This window comes from Nocardioides euryhalodurans (genome assembly GCF_004564375.1).
Taxonomy (GTDB): domain Bacteria; phylum Actinomycetota; class Actinomycetes; order Propionibacteriales; family Nocardioidaceae; genus Nocardioides; species Nocardioides euryhalodurans.
The window spans coordinates 1,464,954-1,484,072 of sequence record NZ_CP038267.1 but is presented as its reverse complement, the minus strand read 5'-3'; the positions used below and the strand labels follow the sequence as shown (position 1 = coordinate 1,484,072).

The 19,119-nt window shown below is 72.1% G+C and carries 18 protein-coding genes; 12 read left to right on the top strand and 6 right to left on the bottom strand.

The genetic code is table 11. The features are described from left to right. The first annotated feature begins 66 nt into the window (after positions 1–66). The 11 genes from EXE57_RS06950 (at position 67) to EXE57_RS06905 (ending at position 7,835) form a co-directional block, all read left to right on the top strand. Entirely contained in the window at positions 67–891 is an 825-nt protein-coding gene (locus tag EXE57_RS06950; protein WP_135075536.1) for an alpha/beta fold hydrolase, read from the top strand. A gap of 12 nt (positions 892–903) precedes the next feature. Next, complete coding sequence (locus EXE57_RS06945) at positions 904–1,728, top strand: alpha/beta hydrolase (RefSeq protein WP_135075534.1); 825 nt, start codon at positions 904–906, stop codon at positions 1,726–1,728. Between the two features lie 57 nt (positions 1,729–1,785). Continuing rightward, positions 1,786–2,085, top strand: coding sequence for a hypothetical protein (locus tag EXE57_RS06940; protein WP_135075532.1), 300 nt, complete (start codon positions 1,786–1,788; stop codon positions 2,083–2,085). Between the two features lie 31 nt (positions 2,086–2,116). Further along, positions 2,117–2,593, top strand: a complete 477-nt coding sequence (locus EXE57_RS06935) for a DUF2975 domain-containing protein (RefSeq protein ID WP_135075529.1) — start codon at positions 2,117–2,119, stop codon at positions 2,591–2,593. A gap of 3 nt (positions 2,594–2,596) precedes the next feature. Next, positions 2,597–2,803 (top strand): helix-turn-helix domain-containing protein, encoded by a 207-nt coding sequence (locus EXE57_RS06930; protein WP_135075526.1) that lies wholly within the window; start codon positions 2,597–2,599, stop codon positions 2,801–2,803. A 47-nt stretch (positions 2,804–2,850) separates the two neighbouring features. Then, the gene (locus EXE57_RS06925) at positions 2,851–3,774 is read left to right on the top strand and encodes an ABC transporter ATP-binding protein (protein WP_244247037.1); all 924 of its coding nucleotides are present in this window, start codon (positions 2,851–2,853) and stop codon (positions 3,772–3,774) included. Continuing rightward, positions 3,767–3,925 (top strand): hypothetical protein, encoded by a 159-nt coding sequence (locus EXE57_RS19935; RefSeq protein ID WP_208542995.1) that lies wholly within the window; start codon positions 3,767–3,769, stop codon positions 3,923–3,925. Before EXE57_RS06925 ends, EXE57_RS19935 begins: the two co-directional genes overlap by 8 nt. Next, positions 3,925–4,656, top strand: coding sequence for an ABC transporter permease (locus EXE57_RS06920; RefSeq protein ID WP_208542994.1), 732 nt, complete (start codon positions 3,925–3,927; stop codon positions 4,654–4,656). Before EXE57_RS19935 ends, EXE57_RS06920 begins: the two co-directional genes overlap by 1 nt. Positions 4,657–4,723: 67 nt before the next feature. Beyond that, positions 4,724–5,650 carry an ABC transporter ATP-binding protein gene (locus tag EXE57_RS06915; RefSeq protein ID WP_135075523.1) on the top strand — a complete coding sequence of 309 codons (927 nt, stop codon included), beginning with the start codon at positions 4,724–4,726 and terminating at the stop codon, positions 5,648–5,650. A gap of 64 nt (positions 5,651–5,714) precedes the next feature. After that, positions 5,715–6,467 carry an ABC transporter permease subunit gene (locus tag EXE57_RS06910; RefSeq protein WP_208542993.1) on the top strand — a complete coding sequence of 251 codons (753 nt, stop codon included), beginning with the start codon at positions 5,715–5,717 and terminating at the stop codon, positions 6,465–6,467. A gap of 63 nt (positions 6,468–6,530) precedes the next feature. Beyond that, on the top strand, positions 6,531–7,835 hold the full coding sequence (locus tag EXE57_RS06905) for an aspartate aminotransferase family protein (RefSeq protein ID WP_135075515.1): 1,305 nt from the start codon (positions 6,531–6,533) through the stop codon (positions 7,833–7,835). Between the two features lie 143 nt (positions 7,836–7,978). On the opposite strand, the gene EXE57_RS06900 is transcribed toward EXE57_RS06905, so the two are convergent. After that, on the bottom strand, positions 7,979–10,030 hold the full coding sequence (locus tag EXE57_RS06900; RefSeq protein WP_135075512.1) for a DEAD/DEAH box helicase: 2,052 nt from the start codon (positions 10,028–10,030) through the stop codon (positions 7,979–7,981). Positions 10,031–10,453: 423 nt separating this feature from the next. Here EXE57_RS06900 and EXE57_RS06895 point away from each other — a divergent pair, with 423 nt between their 5' ends. After that, positions 10,454–13,342 carry a M36 family metallopeptidase gene (locus EXE57_RS06895; protein WP_135075509.1) on the top strand — a complete coding sequence of 963 codons (2,889 nt, stop codon included), beginning with the start codon at positions 10,454–10,456 and terminating at the stop codon, positions 13,340–13,342. 111 nt (positions 13,343–13,453) lie between these two features. Here the strand turns inward: EXE57_RS06895 and EXE57_RS20160 are convergent, their stop codons facing one another. The 5 genes from EXE57_RS20160 to EXE57_RS06870 form a co-directional block, all read right to left on the bottom strand. Further along, positions 13,454–13,705, bottom strand: a complete 252-nt coding sequence (locus EXE57_RS20160; RefSeq protein WP_244247036.1) for a hypothetical protein — start codon at positions 13,703–13,705, stop codon at positions 13,454–13,456. A 185-nt stretch (positions 13,706–13,890) separates the two neighbouring features. Further along, complete coding sequence (locus tag EXE57_RS06885; RefSeq protein WP_135075500.1) at positions 13,891–15,423, bottom strand: endonuclease/exonuclease/phosphatase family protein; 1,533 nt, start codon at positions 15,421–15,423, stop codon at positions 13,891–13,893. Positions 15,424–15,654: 231 nt separating this feature from the next. Continuing rightward, complete coding sequence (locus tag EXE57_RS06880) at positions 15,655–16,350, bottom strand: maleylpyruvate isomerase family mycothiol-dependent enzyme (RefSeq protein WP_135075497.1); 696 nt, start codon at positions 16,348–16,350, stop codon at positions 15,655–15,657. Next, positions 16,347–17,138 carry a mycothiol-dependent nitroreductase Rv2466c family protein gene (locus EXE57_RS06875; protein WP_208542992.1) on the bottom strand — a complete coding sequence of 264 codons (792 nt, stop codon included), beginning with the start codon at positions 17,136–17,138 and terminating at the stop codon, positions 16,347–16,349. The genes EXE57_RS06880 and EXE57_RS06875 overlap by 4 nt, the downstream gene beginning before the upstream one ends. Before the next feature lie 60 nt (positions 17,139–17,198). Beyond that, positions 17,199–19,097, bottom strand: coding sequence for a helix-turn-helix transcriptional regulator (locus tag EXE57_RS06870; RefSeq protein WP_135075494.1), 1,899 nt, complete (start codon positions 19,095–19,097; stop codon positions 17,199–17,201). Positions 19,098–19,119: the final 22 nt, after the last annotated feature.

The window sequence follows — 19,119 nt, the reverse complement described above, 5'->3', positions numbered from 1 at the left end:
CACGCCACGTGGTCCGGGCCCTGACCGTCCGCACGACGCTGGGATCACCCAGCCGAGGAGGACGCCATGCCCTATGTCACCGCCGACGACGGCGCGCAGATCTTCTACAAGGACTGGGGCGACGGGGGGAGTCCCGTCGTCCTCAGCCACGGTTGGCCGCTCAACAGCGACGCCTGGGAGGCGACCGCGAGGTTCCTCGCCGAGCACGGCCACCGGGCCATCGCCCACGACCGGCGCGGCCACGGCCGGTCCAGCCAGACCTGGAACGGCAACGAGATGGACACCTACGCCGACGACCTGGCCTGCCTGGTCGACGCCCTCGACCTGACCGGCATGACCTTGGTCGGCCACTCGACCGGGGGCGGCGAGATCGTGCGGTACGTCGGTCGCCACGGCACGAGCCGCGTGGCCGGCCTGGTGCTGGTGGCCGCCGTACCGCCGCTGATGCTGCGCACCGACGACAACCCGGAGGGCCTGCCCATCGAGGTCTTCGACGGGATCCGGGCGGGCGAGGCCGCCAACCGCTCGCAGCTCTACCGCGACTTCGCCGACGGCCCGTTCTTCGGGCACAACCGCAACGGGGACGTGGCCCAGGGCTTCCGTGACGCGTTCTGGCTGCAGGGCATGGCGTGCGGCCACCGGGCGGCGTACGAGTGCATCGCCGCCTTCTCGGCCACCGACTTCCGCCCGGACCTCGCCAAGGTCGACGTCCCGACCCTGGTGATCCACGGGGACGACGACCAGATCGTGCCCTTCGAGGTGGGCGGCAAGCGCTCCGTCGGGATGGTCGACGGAGCGGTCCTGACCGTCTACGAGGGCAGTGGCCACGCCCTGCCCGACACCGACCGCGACCGGCTGCACGCCGATCTGCTCGCCTTCATCGACTCCTGAGAGGAACCGCACATGAACGACCGGCCCGACACCGTCGTCCTGGTCCACGGACTGTGGATGACCCCCCGCAGCTGGGAGCACTGGGTGACCCACTACGAGGCTCGCGGCTTCCGCGTCCTGACCCCGGCCTACCCGGGCTTCGAGGTCGAGGTGGAGGCGTTGCGGGCGGACCCCACCCCGATCGCGGAGGCCGACATCGTCGCGACCATCGACCACCTCGCCTCAGTGGTGCGGTCCGTCGACACCCCGCCGATCATCATGGGCCACTCGTTCGGGGGAGCCCTGACCCAGATGCTGCTCGCCCGCGGCCTGGGTGCCGCAGGAGTGGCCATCGACTCCGCGCCGACCGAGGGGGTCCGGGTCAACCCGGTGTCCCAGGTCAAGAGCCTGTTCCCGGCGCTCAACAACCCCGCCAAGCGACACCAGGCCGTGGGCTTCACGGCCGAGCAGTTCCACTACGCGTTCACCAACACGCTGGACGCGGAGGCCTCGCAGGCGGCGTACGACCGCTACGCGATCGCCGCGCCGGGGAAGTGGGTCTGGGACTACGGGCTGATCGCCAACTTCAAGCCCGGCCACCAGGAGACCTGGGTCGACTACTCCGCCGACCGCGCGCCGCTGCTCTTCATCGCCGGGGCGGAGGACCACATCATGCCGCCGTCGGTGAACAGGTCGAACTACAAGCACTACAAGAAGTCGCCCGCCCTGACCGAGTACGTCGAGCTCGAGGGGCGCGACCACTGGACGTGCGCTGCTCCCGGCTGGGAGGCCGTCGCCGACCAGGCGCTGGACTGGGCGGTCGAGCACGCCCAGCCGCTGCGGTCGACGGCGGGCTGAGGCCGGAGACCCGGCGGGCTCCCCGGCCGCGGCGGCCGGCGTGCCTAGCATGGAGGCATGCCCCGGGTGGTGCTGGTCCTCGTGTCCGTGGTCTTCGGAGTGGCGGCCGCGCTGCTGCTCGTGACCGGCCCGACGGTCGTCGTCGACGGGGACGAGCAGAGCTGCCCGGGGATCGTCGTCTCCGCCGAGGGCGGCGCCGGCCCGGCCGCGTGCGGTCCGGTCCAGGAGCGCTGGCTCTGGTACGCCGTCGCCGCGGGGCTCATCAGCCTGGCCGCCGGGACCGGAGCCGCCTTCCGGCAGCCGACGGAGTCGGAGGGCGTCGCGACACGATCTCGTGAGTCGAGTGATATCGATTGACAATCGATAGGTAAGGCCCGATAGTCGATCCATGATGACGACCGATCGGGTGGTGTTCGTGCTCCGCGGCCTGCTGGTGCTCGCCTTCGCAGCGATCCTGCTGCTGCAGGTGATGAGCATCCCGGGGACCCTCGCCTACAACGCGGAGCAGAGCGCCGACCCGTTCTGGCACTACCCGCTGCTGGTGGTGCTCGAGGTGGAGCTGATCTGCGTGCAGGTGGTCGTCGTCGCCACCTGGATGCTGCTGGGGATGGTCCGCGAGGACCGGATCTTCAGCGACGCGGCCTTCCGCTGGGTCGACCTGATCATCGGCGCCATCGTGGCCGCGTGGCTGGTCTGGGCGGGTCTCGCGGTGTTCGTCTTCGCCACCAGCGACGATCCCGGCCTCCCGCTCCTGATGGGCATCGTGCTGCTCGCCGGCGCCGTCCTCGGGCTGCTGATGTTCGTGATGCGGGCCCTGCTCCGCCAGGCCACCGCGCTGCGGTCCGACATGGACGCGGTGATCTGAGCGATGCCGATCGTGGTCCGCATCGACGTGGAGCTCGCCCGCCGCAAGCTCAGCGTGGGGGAGTTCGCCGAGCAGGTCGGGCTGACCCCGGCCAACGTGGCGGTGCTCAAGAACGGCCGGGCCAAGGCGGTGCGTTTCAGCACCCTCGAGGCGATGTGCCGGGTGCTCGACTGCCAGCCCGGTGACCTGCTCGAGTGGGTGGACGAGTGAACACCCCACGAGTGAGCACGCATGCCCCCGACCGTGGCACGCTGGTCGTGAGGACAGGGGGAGACGTGCTGATCCGGACCGAGGGGCTGACCAAGCGGTTCGGCCGCGTCACCGCCCTCGACGACCTGACGTTCACCGTCGAGCCCGGCATCACCGGGCTGGTCGGCGCCAACGGCGCCGGCAAGTCCACGATGCTCAAGATCCTGCTCGGCCTGCTGCCGGCGACCTCGGGGACGGCCGGCGTGCTCGGCCTCGACGTGGCCACCGAGGGCCCGGCGATCCGCGAGCGTGTCGGCTACATGCCCGAGCACGACTGCCTGCCGCCCGACGTGACCGCCACCGAGTTCGTCGTCCACATGGCGCGGATGTCCGGGCTGCCGGCGACCGCCGCCCGTGAGCGCACGGCCGACATCCTGCGCCACGTCGGGACCTACGAGGAGCGCTACCGGCCCATGGGCGGCTACTCCACCGGCATGAAGCAGCGGATCAAGCTCGCCCAGGCCCTGGTCCACGACCCGGGCCTGGTGCTCCTCGACGAGCCGACCAACGGGCTGGACCCCGCCGGTCGCGACGACATGCTGGAGCTGATCCGGCGGATCGGGAGCGAGTTCGGCATCTCGGTCATCGTCACCTCCCACCTGCTCGGTGAGCTGGAGCGCGTCTGCGACGGGATCGTCGTCATCGACGGGGGTCGGCTGCTGAAGCACTCCACCACCGCGTCGGTCACCGCCGCGACGCCGGTCGTCACCGTCGAGGTCGACGACGACCCGGCGGCGCTGCTGGCCCGGCTGTCCGGGCGGGGCGTCACGGTCCGCGCCGACGGCCGGCTGCTGCACGTCGACGTCACCGACGAGTCGGCGTACGACGTGGTGCGCGACAGCGTCGCCGCACTCGGGCTCGGGCTGGTCCGGATGGAGCGGCAGCGCCACCGGATGACCGAGATCTTCACGGCGGAGGAGCAGCATGTCTGAGCCGACGACGAGCCCCACCGGCGCGATCCACGACATCGGCTACCGCCACTACGACGGACCGCGACTGGGGGCCGCCTACATCCGGCGCTCGCTGTTCGTCGACACGCTGCGGGGGCCTTCGGCCTGGGCCGCTCGGCGCGGTCGAAGGTGATGCCGTTCCTGCTGCTCGCCGTGATGGCCCTGCCGGCGATCACGATCGGGATCGTCACCGGCTACTTCGGCTTCCCGCAGCTGCCGCTGAGCTACACCTCCTACTACTTCGCGCTGCAGGTCGCGATCGTGATCTTCGTGGCCTCCCAGGCCCCGGCGGCGATGTCGCGCGACCTGCGCTTCCGGGTGGCGCCGCTCTACTTCTCGCGACCGCTGAGCCGGCAGCAGTACGTCCAGGCCAAGTACGCCGGCATGGCCACCGCGCTGTTCATCCTGGTCGCGCTGCCGATCACGCTCCTCTTCGCGGGCGCGCTGCTGGCGGAGCTGCCGCTCGACGAGCAGCTGCCCGACTACCTCCGCGCGATGGGCGGGGCGGTCGTGCTGGCCCTGGTGCTGGCCGGGATCGGGCTGGTCGTCGCCGCGATGACACCGCGTCGCGGGCTCGGGGTGGCCGCGGTCGTCGGCGTGCTGCTGGTGCTCTCGGGGATCCAGGCGGCCGTCCGGGGCATGGCCGAGGAGTTCGGCAACGACACCTTCGCCGGGTACGCCGGGTTGCTCTCGCCGTTCTCGCTGGTCGACGGGGTGATGACCGGCGTCCTCGGCTCCGACTCGGTGATGGCCACGCCGCCGGAGGGAGCGGTGATGGCGGCGGTCTACTGCGTGGTCGCGGTCGTGCTGGTCGTCGGCTGCTACGCCGCCCTGCTGGGCCGCTACCGGAAGGCACTGTCATGAACACCCCACGGAATCGCGGACTCCCCCCGCTCCGCTCCTCCAGCCCACGATTCCGCGGGGGCCTCGCATGAGCACCGTGGACCTCGAGCAGGTCTCGCGCTGGTACGGCAACGTCGTGGCCGTCAACGACGTCACGATGCACCTCGGGCCCGGTGTGACCGGCCTGCTGGGGCCGAACGGGGCCGGCAAGTCGACGCTGATCAACATGATGGCGGGCTTCCTCGCACCGTCGGCCGGCACGGTCACGCTCGACGGCCGCCCGCTCTACCGCGACCCGGAGATCTACCGCGAGGTCGGACTGGTCCCCGAGCGCGAGGAGATGTACGACGCGGTCAGCGGCTGGGCCTTCGTGCTGGCCAACGCCCGGCTGCACAAGCTGGCCGACCCGGAGGCGGCCGCGAGGCGCGCCATCGCGACCGTCGAGATGGCCGACGCTCAGGACCGGGACATCCGGACGTACTCCAAGGGGATGAAGCAGCGGATCAAGATGGCGACCGCGATCGTCCACGACCCGACGGTGCTGCTGCTGGACGAGCCGTTCAACGGCATGGACCCGCGGCAGCGCATGCACCTGATGGACCTGCTCCACGAGCTCGGCGACCAGGGCCGGACGATCCTCTTCAGCTCCCACATCCTCGAGGAGGTCGAGCAGATCGCGGGCCGGATCGAGGTGATGGTCGCCGGGCGGCACGCGGCCTCGGGCGACTTCCGGGAGATCAGGCGGCTGATGACCCAGCGGCCCCACCAGTACACGATCCGCTCCGACGACGACCGGGCCCTGGCCTCGGCCGTGATCGCCGAGACCTCGACGTCCGGCGTGGAGCTGGTGGCCGACGGCGCCGGCGGCACCACCGTGCACGTCCAGGCGCTCGACTTCTCGGCCTTCGTCCACGCGTTGCCGCAGGTCGCCTCCCGGCACGGCATCCGGCTGCTCGAGGTCCGGCCCGCCGACGAGTCCCTGGAGTCCGTCTTCTCCTACCTGGTGACGCGATGAGCCACCCCATTCGAATGCTCACTGCGTTCCGCTCCGAACGGGGACCCCGGCGATGAACGAGCTCATGAACCGCACCGTCGCCCAGCTGACCGCTCGCAGCCTGCTGGGCCGCAGGCGCACCCTGCTGCTGATGCTGCTCCCGCTGGCGCTGCTCGGCCTCTGCACGCTCGCGCGGATCCTCGCCGGCCTCGATCCCGGCATCGCCGCCGAGCTCGACGGGCCGCTGGCGCCCGACCTGCTGACCGCGTTCGGGATCGCGATCGTGATGCCGCTGCTCGGACTGATCGCCGGGACCGGCTCGATCGGCCCGGAGATCGATGAGGGGTCGATCGTCTACCTCCTCGCCAAGCCGCTCAACCGCTACACGATCGTGCTCACCAAGCTGGTGGTGGCGATCGGCGTCGTCGCCGCCTTCGGGGTGCTCCCGGTCTTCGCCGCCGGGGTGGTGCTCACCGGCGAGGTGGGCTCCGTGACCGTCGCCTACGCCGCCGGCGCGTTCGTCGCCGGGGTCGCCTACGCCGCCGTCTTCCTCTGCCTGGCGGTGATCACCCGCAACGCGGTGGTCGTCGGCCTGATCTACGCGCTGATCTGGGAGTCCCTCGTCGGCGGCCTGGTCCCCGGCGCGCAGACCCTGAGCATCCAGCAGTGGTCGCTCGCGGTCGCCAAGGAGGTGTTCGGCGACGGCGCCTACCGCTACGGCATCGGCGCCGCCGTCGAGTTCTCCACCGGCCTCGTGGCGCTGCTCGTCGTCACGATCGGCGCCACTGCGTACGCCGGTCGTCGGCTGCAGACCCTGCGACTCCACGACGACTCGTGACGGGTGCCCGGACACCGACCCGGGCATGATGGGGCAAGGGCACGCCGAGGAGAGGGCCGGAGCATGGGGACGGACGACTTCTGGGACCGGGTCGACCGGCACGTGGTGCGCTACGGCGCCTCGTTCGCGCCGCTGGTCATCGAGCGGGCCGCCGGGAGCTACGTCCACGACGACAGCGGCCGCGCGATCCTCGACTTCACGTCCGGGCAGATGAGCGCCGTCCTGGGCCACAGCCATCCCGACGTCGTCCGCGCGGTGACCGGGTCGGTCTCGACGCTGGACCACCTGTTCAGCGGGATGCTCAGCCGGCCGGTGGTCGACCTGGCGACCCGGCTCGACGCCACGGTGCCCGACCCGTTGACGAAGACGTTGCTGCTCACCACGGGTGCGGAGGCCAACGAGGCCGCGCTCAAGATCGCCCAGCTGGCGACCGGGCACTACGAGATCGTGTCCTTCGACCGCTCGTGGCACGGGATGACGTCGGGGGCGCGGGCCGCGACGTACTCAGCCGGGCGCCGCGGCTACGGCCCGCCGGCCCCGGGCAACCTCTCGTTGCCGACCCCGAACGCGTACCGGTCACCCTTCCGGCGCCCCGACGGCTCCCACGACTGGGAGGCCGAGCTGGAGTTCGGCTTCGGGATGGTCGACCAGCAGTCGTCCGGCAGCCTGGCGGCCTGCCTGGTCGAGCCGATCCTGTCCTCGGGCGGCATCATCGAGCTGCCGCTCGGCTACCTCCGCCGCCTCCGTGAGCTCTGCGACGAGCGGGGGATGCTGCTGATCCTCGACGAGGCGCAGACCGGGGTGGGCCGCACCGGCACCATGTACGCCTTCGAGCGCGACGGCGTCGTCCCCGACATCCTCACCCTGTCCAAGACCCTCGGCGGGGGGCTGCCGGTCGCGGCGGTCATCACCACGACCGAGATCGAGGCGGTGTGCCACGACCGGGGCTTCCTGTTCTTCACCACCCACGTCTCCGACCCGCTGGCCGCCTCGGTGGGCCTGGCCGTGCTCGACGTGGTCGAGCGTGAGGGGCTGGTCGCCCGCGCGGCCACCCTGGGGAAGCGACTGCAGCAACGCCTGCGCGAGCTCGAGGACCGCCACGAGGTCGTCGGGGACGTCCGGGGGAGGGGCCTGCTGCAGGGGGTCGAGCTGGTGCGCGACAAGGCCTCGAAGGAGGCGGCCGACGAGCTGGGCCGGGCCGTGACCGCGGCCTGCCTCGAGCGCGGCCTGCACCTCAACATCGTCCAGCTCCCCGGCATGGGCGGCATCGTCCGGATCGCGCCGCCGCTGACGATCGGCGACGAGGAGCTGGAGTCCGGGCTCGACATCCTCGCGGCGTCCCTGGCGTCGGTCGCCGGCGACGGCTGAGGCCCTGCCTCCCTCACCGGGTCTCGAGGCTCGCTCCGCTCGCACCTCGACCTCCGGGCACGGCGCGCTGCCCCGGTGATCGAGGTGCGAAGGCCGCCGGGCCTGAGCCTCGAGATCCCCGCACCCGACGCGCCGGCCCGGCGTCAGCTGCTGACGGTCTCCGACTCCAGCGCCTCGGCCAGCAGCGTCACGAGCGCCTCGACCTGGACGTCGACCGTGCCGGCCTCGTCCTCGTCGGCACCGTCGAGCGCCCGGGCGGCGAGGCCGGCCTTGGCGTCGATCAGCTCGGCGATCCGCGCGTCGATGGTCTGCGCGGCGATGATCCGCCAGGCGGTGACCGGCATCTGCTGGCCGATGCGGTGGACCCGGTCGATCGCCTGGGTCTGCTCCGCGTTGGTCCACGAGAGCTCGGCCAGGACGACGTTGGAGGCGACCTGGAGGTTGATGCCCACGCCGGCCGCGGTCAGCGAGCAGACGATCACGTGGACGTCCGGGTCGTTGACGAAGGCGTCGATGGCCTCCTGCCGCGCCTTCGAGGTCTGGCCGCCTCGGATGGAGGTGTGCTTGATCCCACGCTGGGCGAAGAACTGCTCGGCGCCGTCCATCACGTCGTTGTGCTTGGCGAAGAAGACGACCTTGCCGGCGCTGCGCGCCAGCTGGGCGGCGTAGTCAGCGGCGAGCTCGGTCTTGGCCTGCCCGATCCGTCGCACCATCGCGAACACGTTGTCGCCGCTGGTGTCGTCGTCGCTGCTCTCGGCGACCTCACGCTCGGCCACCCGGCGTACGAGCTCGGGGTCGATCCCGTCGACCTCCTCGCCGGTGCGTGCCTTGCGGTGCTCGAGCGCCGCGCGATAGCGGCCCACCAGCCGCTGCGCGAGCTGCCGCTCGGCCTCGGCGATCGAGCGGCCGACCGCACCCTCGAGCTCGACCGGCAGGTCGGCCACGCGGCGGGCGGGGATGTCGGCGGCGACGTCGACCTTCTTGCGACGCACGATGCCGAGGTCGACCACGGCCTGCCGGGCGGCGGGGTAGAAGGCGTGGTCGGCCGGGGTCATCCCGGTGTCCTCGAGCGCGGCCAGCAGGTCGTCTCCCGGCTTGCGCTCGCCGACCCAGCCGAGGAACTCCCAGATCGCCCGGAAGTCCTCGATGTCGTTGATCAGCGGGGTGCCGGTGAGCGCCATCAGCAGCGGGCGGGCGATCCGGTTGCGGACCCGCTCGGAGACCTCGATGACCTGCTGGGAGCGCTGCGACTTCTTGTTCTTGATGTAGTGGGCCTCGTCGACCACGACCCCGCGGAAGCCGTGCTTGCCGATCCAGTCGACGTGGCGGTCGAGCACCTCGTAGTTGACGACCACGATGTCGGCGAAGCCGTCGATGGTCTCGCCGTCGCCGTGGATCACCGACACCGACCGGTGGGGGGTCCACCGCTCGGCCTCGCGGGCCCAGTTGGTCTTGACGACGTTGGGGACCACCGCGAGGAGCGGGTAGGCGTTGGCGACCTGGGCGGCGAGCAGCGCCTGGGCGGTCTTGCCGAGGCCGGGCTCGTCGGCCAGCAGGAAGGTGCGGTGGCCCTCCGCGACGGCGGAGAGCACGCGTGACTGGTGGGGCATCAGCTCGGTGCCCGGGGGGACGGCAGTCGCCCGGGGCTCGGGGAGCTCCATGCAGGCGGGGGCACCCGGGGCGGGGTGCTCGAAGGCGTTGAGGACCGGGCCGATCAGCTCCCAGCCCGCCAGCCGCCCCTTGGCCTTGGGTCGCGCCTGGCTGAAGTCGGGGACCAGGAACGGGTTGGCCAGCTGGGCCGACACCACCGACTGAGGGACCGCCCTGCGCTCGGTGCGCGAGGCCTCCTCGGAGGGGGCTGCCGTCTCCTCGGGCTCGGGCTCGAGGCCGGCGTCGCGCTGCATCTCGCGCTGCAGCTCCCGGGTCGCCTCGGTGATCTCGGCGTCCTCCTGGAGCAGCGAGAAGAGGGACGGCTCGCGGGCCGCCGTACGGGCCAGGTTGGTGGCCACGCCGTCGAGGCGCCGGAGCTGGTTGTCGCGCTGGGCCTCGGTGGCCGCGTCGTCGGCCAGGATGCGGGCCCGCTCGGCGCGGGCGAGCAGCGCGATCGCCTGGAACCGTGCCCGGTGGCGTGCGGTCATCTGACGGCGCTCGACCGCGATGTCGATCTCGCGGACGGCCTTCGCCAGGACGGCCATCAGGCCGCCGTCGCCCTGCCTGCGGGCAGGGGCACGCCTGCCTCGCCGACTCCCGCCGGACCGGTTCTCACGCTTGGTGGCCAACCAACAGCTCTCTTCCTCGTACGACGTCCGCCCCGGACACACCGAACTCGCCTCAGCGGCCCGCCCGTCGGGCGGCCGGCAGTCCTGGAGACCTGTGCTGCCCCCGGGAGATCATCGAGACCGGCGGCGATCGCCACCCGACAGGGGCCTTCAATCCGGTCTCGGCACCCGCTCAGCACGTGCCGGAGCTGCCAGTGTACGAGGTCGGCCCCCGGTTGCGCAGCCAGCCCGCCGGTCGACCTGAATTGGTGGGGTCTCCTCTCTGGCGCGATGGCGGGCCGCGTGGAAGATTCGAGACCGACAAGTGCAGACAGAGACGCTCTTCGAAGGAGACCCCTCATGCGTCGCACCATCTCGGGTGTCATCGCAGGACTCGCCGCGGCGGCCATCGCCGGCAGCGCGGTCCTCCCGGTGGCAAGTGCCAGCCCATCCGACCAGCCGACCAGTCGTGCGAGTGACCTCGCCGGCGGGCTGCTCGGGAACGGGACCGACCATCGCGACATCGACCGCCGCAGCGGCGACCTCGCCCCCACCGCGGCCCAGCGAACGGCCGGACAACGAGCGCGGGGGGAGGTGAGCTTCAACGACTTCGGTACGCCCGCCACCGTCAGCGCCGCACGGGCGCCGATCGCGACCGGCCTCCCGGCCGGGCCCGAGGCGGCCGCACGCGCCTACCTCAGGGACAACCTGACGCTCTTCGGCCTCGACGCCGCCGACGTCGAGGACCTGGAGACGCTCGCCGTGACCCGGATCGGTCCCGGGGCGGTCGTGACGCTGCGTCAGCGCGTCGACGGCCTGGTCACCACGCAGGGCGGCCTGGTGACCGTCGCCGTCCGCGACGGTGCCGCGCTCCACGCCTCGTCGACGCTGTCGCGGGACACCGGAGCACTGGCCGAGGCGACCCTCGACGAGGCCGAGGCCGAGGTGCGTGCGATCGAGGCCGCCGACCTCAGGGCGGACGAGACGACCGTGCTCCGGGTCCGCGAGGTCGCCGTGCCGACGCCGAGCGACGGCGCCCGGCGCGCGTACGAGGTGGTCCTGGCCGAGGACGGCGGGCACGGTGCCGCCTACACCGTGCTGATCGACGCGGTCAGCGGGGAGCTGCTGGTGCGCGAGAGCCTGGTCGACCACCTCGACGAGGACAACCCGTCCTGGGACCTGTTCCCCTCGACGCCGGCCGACTACGAGACCACCGAGCGTGACACCTGGTGCTGGACCGCGGCCCTCGGCTGCGACGACGCGGTCGACAACGGCGCCTCGCCGCTGCCGTGGGACGTCGACCCGGTGACCGGGGAGCCCACCGACACGACGATCGGCAACAACGCCACCTCGGGCAAGTCGTGGGACCTCCCGCCGAACCTGCGCGCGATCGAGCGGCCGGCACTGCCGCGCGAGGACCGGACCTACGACTACACGTTCGACAACATCTGGCAGGAGGAGCAGTGTGACCCGGCAACGCTGACGGAGGACGACGGCAACGACGTCGACGCGGCCACGGCCAGCCTGTTCGCCCACCACAACCGGCTGCACGACTTCTCCTACCAGCTCGGGTTCACCGAGCAGACCTGGAACGCCCAGCAGAGCAACTTCGACCAGGGCGAGGACGGCAACGACCCCGAGGTCGGCAAGGCGCAGTCGGGTGCGCGCCTCGGCATCCGCGACAACGCCAACCAGTACTCCACCCCCGACGGGGTGGCGCCCTGGAGCAACATGTACCTCTGGCAGCCGGTCGCGGGTGGCGCGTACGTCCCCTGCGTCGACGGCGACTTCGACGGCACCGTGATCGGGCACGAGTACACCCACCTGATCTCGAACCGGATGATCGCCGGGCCGGACGCCGGCCTCTCGGGCTACCAGGCCGGTGGCATGGGCGAGAGCTGGTCCGACCTGGTCGCCATGGAGTACCTCCACGAGCTGGGGGAGCGGCCCAAGGGCGACACCCCCTACGTCACCGGTGCGTACGTGACCGGCGACGACCGGCAGGGCATCCGGAACTACGACATGTCCCGGAGCACGCTCAACTACTCCAACGTCGGCTACGACGTCGTCGGTCAGAGCGTCCACTCCGAGGGTGAGATCTGGTCCGCGACCAACTTCACCGTGCGGCAGGCCTTCATCGACCGCTACGGCAAGGGGAACGCGGCCCAGCTGCGGGCGTGCTTCGACGGTGACCGCGCCGCCGACCAGTGCCCCGGCAGCCGCCGGTGGATGCAGCTGGTCTTCGACGCCTGGCTCGTCCCGGCGACCGGTCAGGTCTCCATGGTCGACATGCGGGACGCGATGCTGGTGGCCGACGAGCTGCGCTTCGACGGCGCCAACCAGGACATCATCTGGGACGCGTTCGCCGGGCGCGGGCTGGGGGAGGGGGCGTCCTCTGCGGGCCCCAACGACACCAACCCGGTGCCGAGCTTCGCCTCGCCCTTCGCCGACGACGCCGAGGTGACCTTCACGCCCACCGGTCCCTCGGCCGGTTCGCCGGTGAGGATCTACATCGGTGAGTACGAGGACCAGTCCAGCCCCGTGGCCGACACCGACCCCGCCACCTCGCTCGGCGACACCGTGGCGATGGTGCCGGGCACCTACCAGGCGCTCGCGGTCGGCCCTGAGGTCGGCCACCAGCGGTTCTCCTTCCAGGTGCGCGCCGGTCAGGTGCGCGACGTGCCGGTGCGCGTGGAGGAGAACCTCGCGGCGTCGGCCAACGGCGCGACCGCCACGGGCGACGGTGTGGACACCGAGCAGCTGCTCGACGGCACCGAGGCGACCGACTGGTCCGCCGAGCGGGCCGACGTCGAGGGGCTCGGGGTCACCGTGGACCTCGCAGGATCGCGGGCGGAGCAGGTCCGGCGGGTGGGCGTCAGCGCCTTCTACGAGTCCGGCAGCCGGTTCAACGCGCTCCGGCGGTTCGCGGTGCTGGCGTGCGACGCCACGAGGGGATCCGACTGCGCCGACCCCGCGTCCTTCGACCGGGTGTTCGTCAGCAGGCCGGACGCGTTCCCGGGCGACGGCATGCGCCCGACCGCCCCGGACCTCAACCACGCCTCGTTCGAGATCACGCGGACCAGGGCGACGCACCTGCGGCTGGAGGTCCTCACCAACCAGTGCACGGGCGGGCCGGACTTCCAGGGTGACCAGGACAACGACCCGGCCACCAACACCGACTGCCCGACCGGGGCGCCGACGGTGGCGGCAGTCGTGAAGGCGGCGGAGTTCCAGGCGTTCCGGCGCTGAACCGCCGGCTGGCCCCCGTCAGGGAACCAGCGAGGTGACGAGGACGCCTCGGTCCGACTGTCGGACCGGGGCGTCCTTGCGTCGTGGGGGCTCACGTGCCCCGGGTGGAGGTCACTCCACCGTCGCGGTGGCGACCAGCTCCCAGACACCCGGCTTGTTCTTCGTCATCACGCCGTCGTCGACCAGCGCCGCCCGGGCACGGCGAGCGGCGTAGTGCCAGCGGAGCTCGCCCTGGGGGGTCTCCTCCCCGTCGCCGGGGAGCAGCCGGTCGCCGGCCAGGACCTCCAGCGCCTCGAGTGCCTCGGCGGCCTCCAGCTCACCCCCGGCGTCCTCGAGGACCGTGACGATGAGCGGCTTGAACACCTCTGGGGGCGTCCAGCGCCGGGTGACGGGCGTGTCCTCGGTCGTGGACCGCGCTCGTGCGGCGGGTCGCTTCCTCGGCCTGGGTGGAGTCCTGGCAGGCTCAGTGGGGGACGGCGGCGGTATGCCGTGAACGCATTGGGACCTCGGCAGGTCGCACAGCTCGCAGTAGTCGCTCGACGCATCCATCACCCCGACCCTAACCCCGCCTGCTCCACCGTCACCTCGACGTACCCGGCGGAGTCGTACTGGTCGGCGAGCAGGTAGTGGATCCGGTAGTCGCCCGGGGGGAGCGGCCAGGGACGCCCCTGAGAGTCCGGGCCCATCGTCATCGCCCCGAAGGTCGCCGGAGGCAGTGCGCCGGCGTCGTGCCCGCCTGTGTAGCCCCACAGCAGGTAGTCGTCCTGCTCGGGGTCGGCCGCGTCCGCCTCGTACACCCCGATCCAGTCCCACCGGTTCGCGGGCCCGTCGTCCCAGGTCACCTCGATCGGCTCACCCGTCGCGTACGTCGGCTTGTCGGTCGTCAGCGTCACGTCCTCCTCCTCCGAGCGCAGCCAGAAGGAGTTGCGCTCGAGCTCGGTCCCGTCCGTGCTCGCCAGGACGACGTCGTAGCCGGCCGGGTCGAGGGATCCGGTGTCGAACGAGGTGGTGCCCGACTCGCCGGTGACGGTCTCCGACGCGAGAGCGTCGTCCGGCGACCCACCCTCGGGGACGATCGAGATCGTGCTCTGCTCGCTCCCCGGCGCGTGGTGGCGCACGCCGAGCTCCTCGCCCTCGGTGAGCAGCCGGCGATCGAGGGACAGCGTCCGGCGCAGCTCGACCGGGGTCACCTCGAACGTCGACAGCACGGCACGGTGGTCGGACGTCCAGGGCTCGTACTCGCGGTCGACGTCGGGCCCCCCGACCTCCCCGACGAGCTCGCTGGTCCGCGTGACCGACGGGCCTCCGGCGTACAGGTAGTCGATCCGGTCGCCGAAGCCGCCCTGCTTGAAGTCGGGGTTGCCGTGGGTGAGGCCGGGGTTCTCGACCGGGTCGGGGTGGATCTCGCGGAAGGTGTCGCGCATGCCGATGTCGAGCAACGCCTCGCTCACCGGCCACGGGATCGCCTCGGTGACGCCCTTGCGCATGCCGACCGTCTCCTCGGTGTAGTCGAGGCTGGAGGGTTGGTTGAGGTCACCGGTGAGGAAGACCGGGTAGCCCTCCTCGAGCAGGGCCTGCATGCTCGGGGTCAGCACCTCGATCGAGCGGGTGCGCACGTCGTCCTCGGAGGCGAGCACGTCCGCCAACGGCATCCCGCCGAGGTAGAGCCTCGGTCCGTACCTCACGTAGTCGAGGTGGGTGTTGAACATCGCGACCACGTAGCCCGGCTCGACCTCGATCAGCGCATACAGGCCGTCGGCGCCCGAGGGTTCGTGGATGGGGTACTTCGACAGCAGCTGGAGGCCGAGGTTGTAGTAGGGATATCCGGTCTGCTCAGCGATCTCGGGGAGGCGATCGTACGACTCGAGCACCCCCACGACGTCCGCGTCGACGTCCTCGATCACCGCGTCCGTGGACCGGTCGCCGCTGTACTCGATGTTGTACGTGAGGACGCTGAGCTCGGTCTCCTCGCCGGACGCCAACCCCGTGCGCTCGACGTCGTCGGGAAGGTCGGTGCCGTCCACGCTCGTGCACGCGGTGAGCAGCACCGCTGCGAGCAAGGTCGCCGACGCGGCACACATCGTGCGGATCGAGCTCCGGCGGCTCGGAAAGCGGCGCAACGGTGCTCCTCGGCTGGTGCCTGCCCGCGAGGGTGTGTCCCCAGGCGAGCTCATCGTAGGAACTGCTGGCGACGGGCGCCAGAGCGCGCCGGCACAGCGGGTGGTCCCGGCCCGCCGCGCCACACGACCAGGACGTGCCAGCGACCCACACCCCGAGGCTTGTCCCGGGTCTCGCTCCCGGGCGCGCCGCCATCAGGTGCCCCGACGGACGCGGCGTCGGGGCCACGGCCCCCGCACCGCCGGGTCGTCGCGCAGCCGGGAGGCGCCGGGGCCGCTCAGGGAGTCCGCGCCGGCCGGGCGACCTGTGAGCACGAGCACGATGGACAGCAGCGGGCCATGGACCTCGAGCCCGTCCCCGGCCGACCAGTCCGCGTCCGTCGCCGCGAACCGGAGACCCTGGTGGTCCACCTGGGCGAACACCTTCGACTTCACGCGGCCCATCCGGGTGGAGCGGCTCCACCACACCCGGTCCGCGACCGTCGTCGCGGCGGACGGGAGCACCGCGAGCTCCCGCCCCAGGGGGAGGGCGATGTCCTGGCCGTGCACGACGACGTCGATGAGCGTCTCGAGCGGGGTGACGCCGAGGTTGTGGCGGCGGGAGCCCACGGTGCCACGGATCTCGGCCGTCAGCCGCTCGGTCGAGAGGCTGGCTCGGTCGTGCGCCGAGGCCCAGATGACGTGGTTCAGGCTGCCGGGATGCCGCAGGCCCGCCCGCACCGCGGGCCCCAGGGTCAACTGCTGGAGGGTCAGGTGTGCGGCCACGTCCTTCACGGTCCAGCCGTCGCACAGCGACGGGGTCTCCCACTGTGCGGGCGTCAGGTCGTCGAGGAGGTGGCTGACCCGCAGCCGCTGGGTGTCGATCGCCGACCAGAGCGCGTCCGGGGTCACGGGAGTGCACCTTCGTGGGCGCCGCCCCGCGAGTACCAGACGTCGGGAGGAGAGGTGCGCGTGCGCTTCAGCTCGAAGAAGTCGGGACTCGCGGCCAAGAGGCGCACACCGTCGAAGAGGCGCAGAGCCGCGTCACCGAGGGGGACCGAGTTGAGGATCGGACCGAAGAAGGCGACGCCGTCGAGGTGGATGACCGGGGTGCCGACGTCGAGCCCCACGGGAAGGATCGCCTCGTCCGTGCCCTGACGGAGCGTGTCGTCGTACGCGTCGGACCGCGCTGCGTCCGCCAGGCCGGGCGGCAGGCCGGCGGCCACCAGCGCCTCGCGCGTGGCTGCGCGGTACTCCCTGGGGGAGGGGTAGCGCCAGCGATCGAAGATCCGGTGCCCGAACTCGGCGTGCCAGTCGCGCATCGCATCGCCACCGTGACGCTGGAGCACCGCCGTCGCCACCCGAGAAGGCCCGACCATCGCGGCGTAGCGCTTCTCGAGCACCCCGCCGGCGTTCAGCAGGTGCAGGCTCATCACGTGGTGACGCACGTCGACCGGGCGACGTCGCCCGACCTCCCGCAACCAGCACGCGGCCACCCACGTGTAGGGGCAGATCGGGTCGACGAACAGGTCGACGACGGGCTGCGGGCCTCGCCCGACCGCGAGCCGAGCCCGGGCCGCCTCGGTGCGCTGGTTGGCGCCCGGTGGAGGCGCCACCCCGTCGACCTTCTTCCGGTACGCCGTGGTGGCGGCCTCCCACAACGCGAGGTCGCTCCTGGGTTGCGGGTCGGGCTGCGTCATGGGTGACAGCCTCGCGCCCGGAGCGGGCGGTGGCATCGTGCGAATTGCTCATCCGGCTGCTCAGTGGGGACGGGTGCGCTCGATCCATGCTGCGATCTGGGCCCGGTTCACGAAGCCGAGCTTGCCCAGGATGTGCTGCACGTGGTTCTGCGCCGTGCGCTCGGAGATGACCAGCCTGGCCGCGATCTGCCGGTTGCTGAGCCCCTCCGCCACCAGCACCGCTGTCTCCCGCTCCCGTGGGCTCAGCGGGTCGTCCACGGCCGCCACCTGCTCCAGCCGGGTCAGCCAGGGTCTCATCCCCAGGGTGCGCGCCAGCGGTACGGCGTCCCGGGCGACGTTGCCCGCCGCGACCCGGTCCCCGGACCGGTGCAGGACCTCGGCGAGGAGGCAGTCGGCCTCCACCTGGAAGCCCGGCGTACCGGTCTCGTGGCACGAGGCGCTGGCCCGGCGGAGGAGGTCGGAGGCCGCGGTGCCCTCGCCGAGGGCGCTCGCACACACCCCCAGCGTCAGCTCCACCGGACCCAGGCACGTCGTCGCGCCGCCGCCACCCACGACGAACCGCCCACGATGGGGCTCCAACCGGCCACGCAGGTACCCGACGTCCCGGTCGGCACCCACGGCGGCTGCGACCCTGGCCGCGATCGCCCACACCGGGAGCACGGCCAGCCGTGGAAGGTCCCAGGTCTGGGGAGCGCCGCATCGCTGGTACGCCGCGGCCGACTCCGCGGTGCTGCCGCACTCCGCCAGGACGAACGCGCGGAACAGGCGTGCCCCCAGCGCCCAACGCGGATCCGTGCCGAACTCCCACACCCCGGGGTCGAGGAGGTCCTCGGCGTGTCCGACGTGGTGGCCCAGCAGCACTCGGAAGGACACCGACGCCCCGTGCCCGGCCGGATGCCCGATCCGCTCCAGGAGCTCGACCGCTTCACCGTGCAGACGCGCGGCCCGCTCGAACTCCGCCCTGGCCAGCGCCAGCGTCGCGCGAGCCGCCAGGAGGTGCCATCGGCTCGAGCGGACCTCCACGCGCTCGACACAGCTGGCGAGCCGGGTCGTCTCGACCTCGACCGCCGCCAGGTCGCCGGCGAACCAGTGGGCGTCGATGCGCCACAGGCACGCCCACATCTCGAGGTCGGCCCGACCGGTCGACGTCCCGAGCTCCGCCATGCGCGCGGCCAGCCGGACCAGGTCATCGACGTCCTCCGGCCCGCTCGTCGCCAGCTGCCGGGCGGTGAGCGACTCGACCAGGAGGGAGGAGTCGTCGAGCTCCTCGGCGGCGAGGAGCGCCTGCTCGCTCAGCACGAGCGATTCGGTCCAGCGGCCGCAGTACACAGCAGCCTGGGCCTGCCGCGCGAGCAACCGGACCCGGGTCTCCGCGTCGAGTCCCGGCGCCGCGAGTGCCTCTGAACACCACTGGTGCACGTCGCCGTCCCAGGCAGACTCACCCACCGGCTCGAGCGTCAGGGCCGCCTCCGCCAGCAGCTCCGCCGAGCCAGCTCGGCGGGCTGTCGCGATCCCCGCCCGAGCGGCGTCGTGGGCCGTCCTGAGATCCCCGTCGACCACGGCTGCCCGAGCCAGGCCGAGCTGCAGCCTGGCCCGGTACATCGGGGCCACGGTGGCCGCGACCGCAGCTGACAGGTGGTGCGCCACCTGGCCGTGCCACGGACCGGGCTCCAGCTGCAGCACGTCCGCGAACCGCACATGGAGTGCCGCCCGATCTGCCAGCGCCAGGTCACGCTCGAACCCACGACGAGTCTGCTCGTCGGCGAACCACCCCTCCCCGCCTTCCGGCGCGAGGACGAGGACGCCCGCACGTACGGCCCGGTCCACCGCAGCCAGACAGGCATCCGGGTCCAGCTGGAGGACCTTCGCCAGCACCACGAGGCGAAAGTGCGGTCCCGCCACGGCGGCCGCACCCAGCAACCGCCCCAGCTGCGAGTCGCCCACGCGCGCGGCATCCACGGTCTCAGTCTGGGTCCCCGGT

Bases quoted from the DNA above. Each gene is read 5' to 3' on its own strand.
- EXE57_RS06950 (WP_135075536.1), top strand. From the start codon at position 67: ATGCCCTATGTCACCGCCGACGACGGCGCGCAGATCTTCTACAAGGAC.
- EXE57_RS06945 (WP_135075534.1), top strand. From the start codon at position 904: ATGAACGACCGGCCCGACACCGTCGTCCTGGTCCACGGACTGTGGATG.
- EXE57_RS06940 (WP_135075532.1), top strand. From the start codon at position 1,786: ATGCCCCGGGTGGTGCTGGTCCTCGTGTCCGTGGTCTTCGGAGTGGCG.
- EXE57_RS06935 (WP_135075529.1), top strand. From the start codon at position 2,117: ATGATGACGACCGATCGGGTGGTGTTCGTGCTCCGCGGCCTGCTGGTG.
- EXE57_RS06930 (WP_135075526.1), top strand. From the start codon at position 2,597: ATGCCGATCGTGGTCCGCATCGACGTGGAGCTCGCCCGCCGCAAGCTC.
- EXE57_RS19935 (WP_208542995.1), top strand. From the start codon at position 3,767: ATGTCTGAGCCGACGACGAGCCCCACCGGCGCGATCCACGACATCGGC.
- EXE57_RS06920 (WP_208542994.1), top strand. From the start codon at position 3,925: ATGCCGTTCCTGCTGCTCGCCGTGATGGCCCTGCCGGCGATCACGATC.
- EXE57_RS06915 (WP_135075523.1), top strand. From the start codon at position 4,724: ATGAGCACCGTGGACCTCGAGCAGGTCTCGCGCTGGTACGGCAACGTC.
- EXE57_RS06910 (WP_208542993.1), top strand. From the start codon at position 5,715: ATGAACCGCACCGTCGCCCAGCTGACCGCTCGCAGCCTGCTGGGCCGC.
- EXE57_RS06905 (WP_135075515.1), top strand. From the start codon at position 6,531: ATGGGGACGGACGACTTCTGGGACCGGGTCGACCGGCACGTGGTGCGC.
- EXE57_RS06900 (WP_135075512.1), bottom strand. From the start codon at position 10,030: ATGGCCGTCCTGGCGAAGGCCGTCCGCGAGATCGACATCGCGGTCGAG.
- EXE57_RS06895 (WP_135075509.1), top strand. From the start codon at position 10,454: ATGCGTCGCACCATCTCGGGTGTCATCGCAGGACTCGCCGCGGCGGCC.
- EXE57_RS06885 (WP_135075500.1), bottom strand. From the start codon at position 15,423: ATGTGTGCCGCGTCGGCGACCTTGCTCGCAGCGGTGCTGCTCACCGCG.
- EXE57_RS06875 (WP_208542992.1), bottom strand. From the start codon at position 17,138: ATGACGCAGCCCGACCCGCAACCCAGGAGCGACCTCGCGTTGTGGGAG.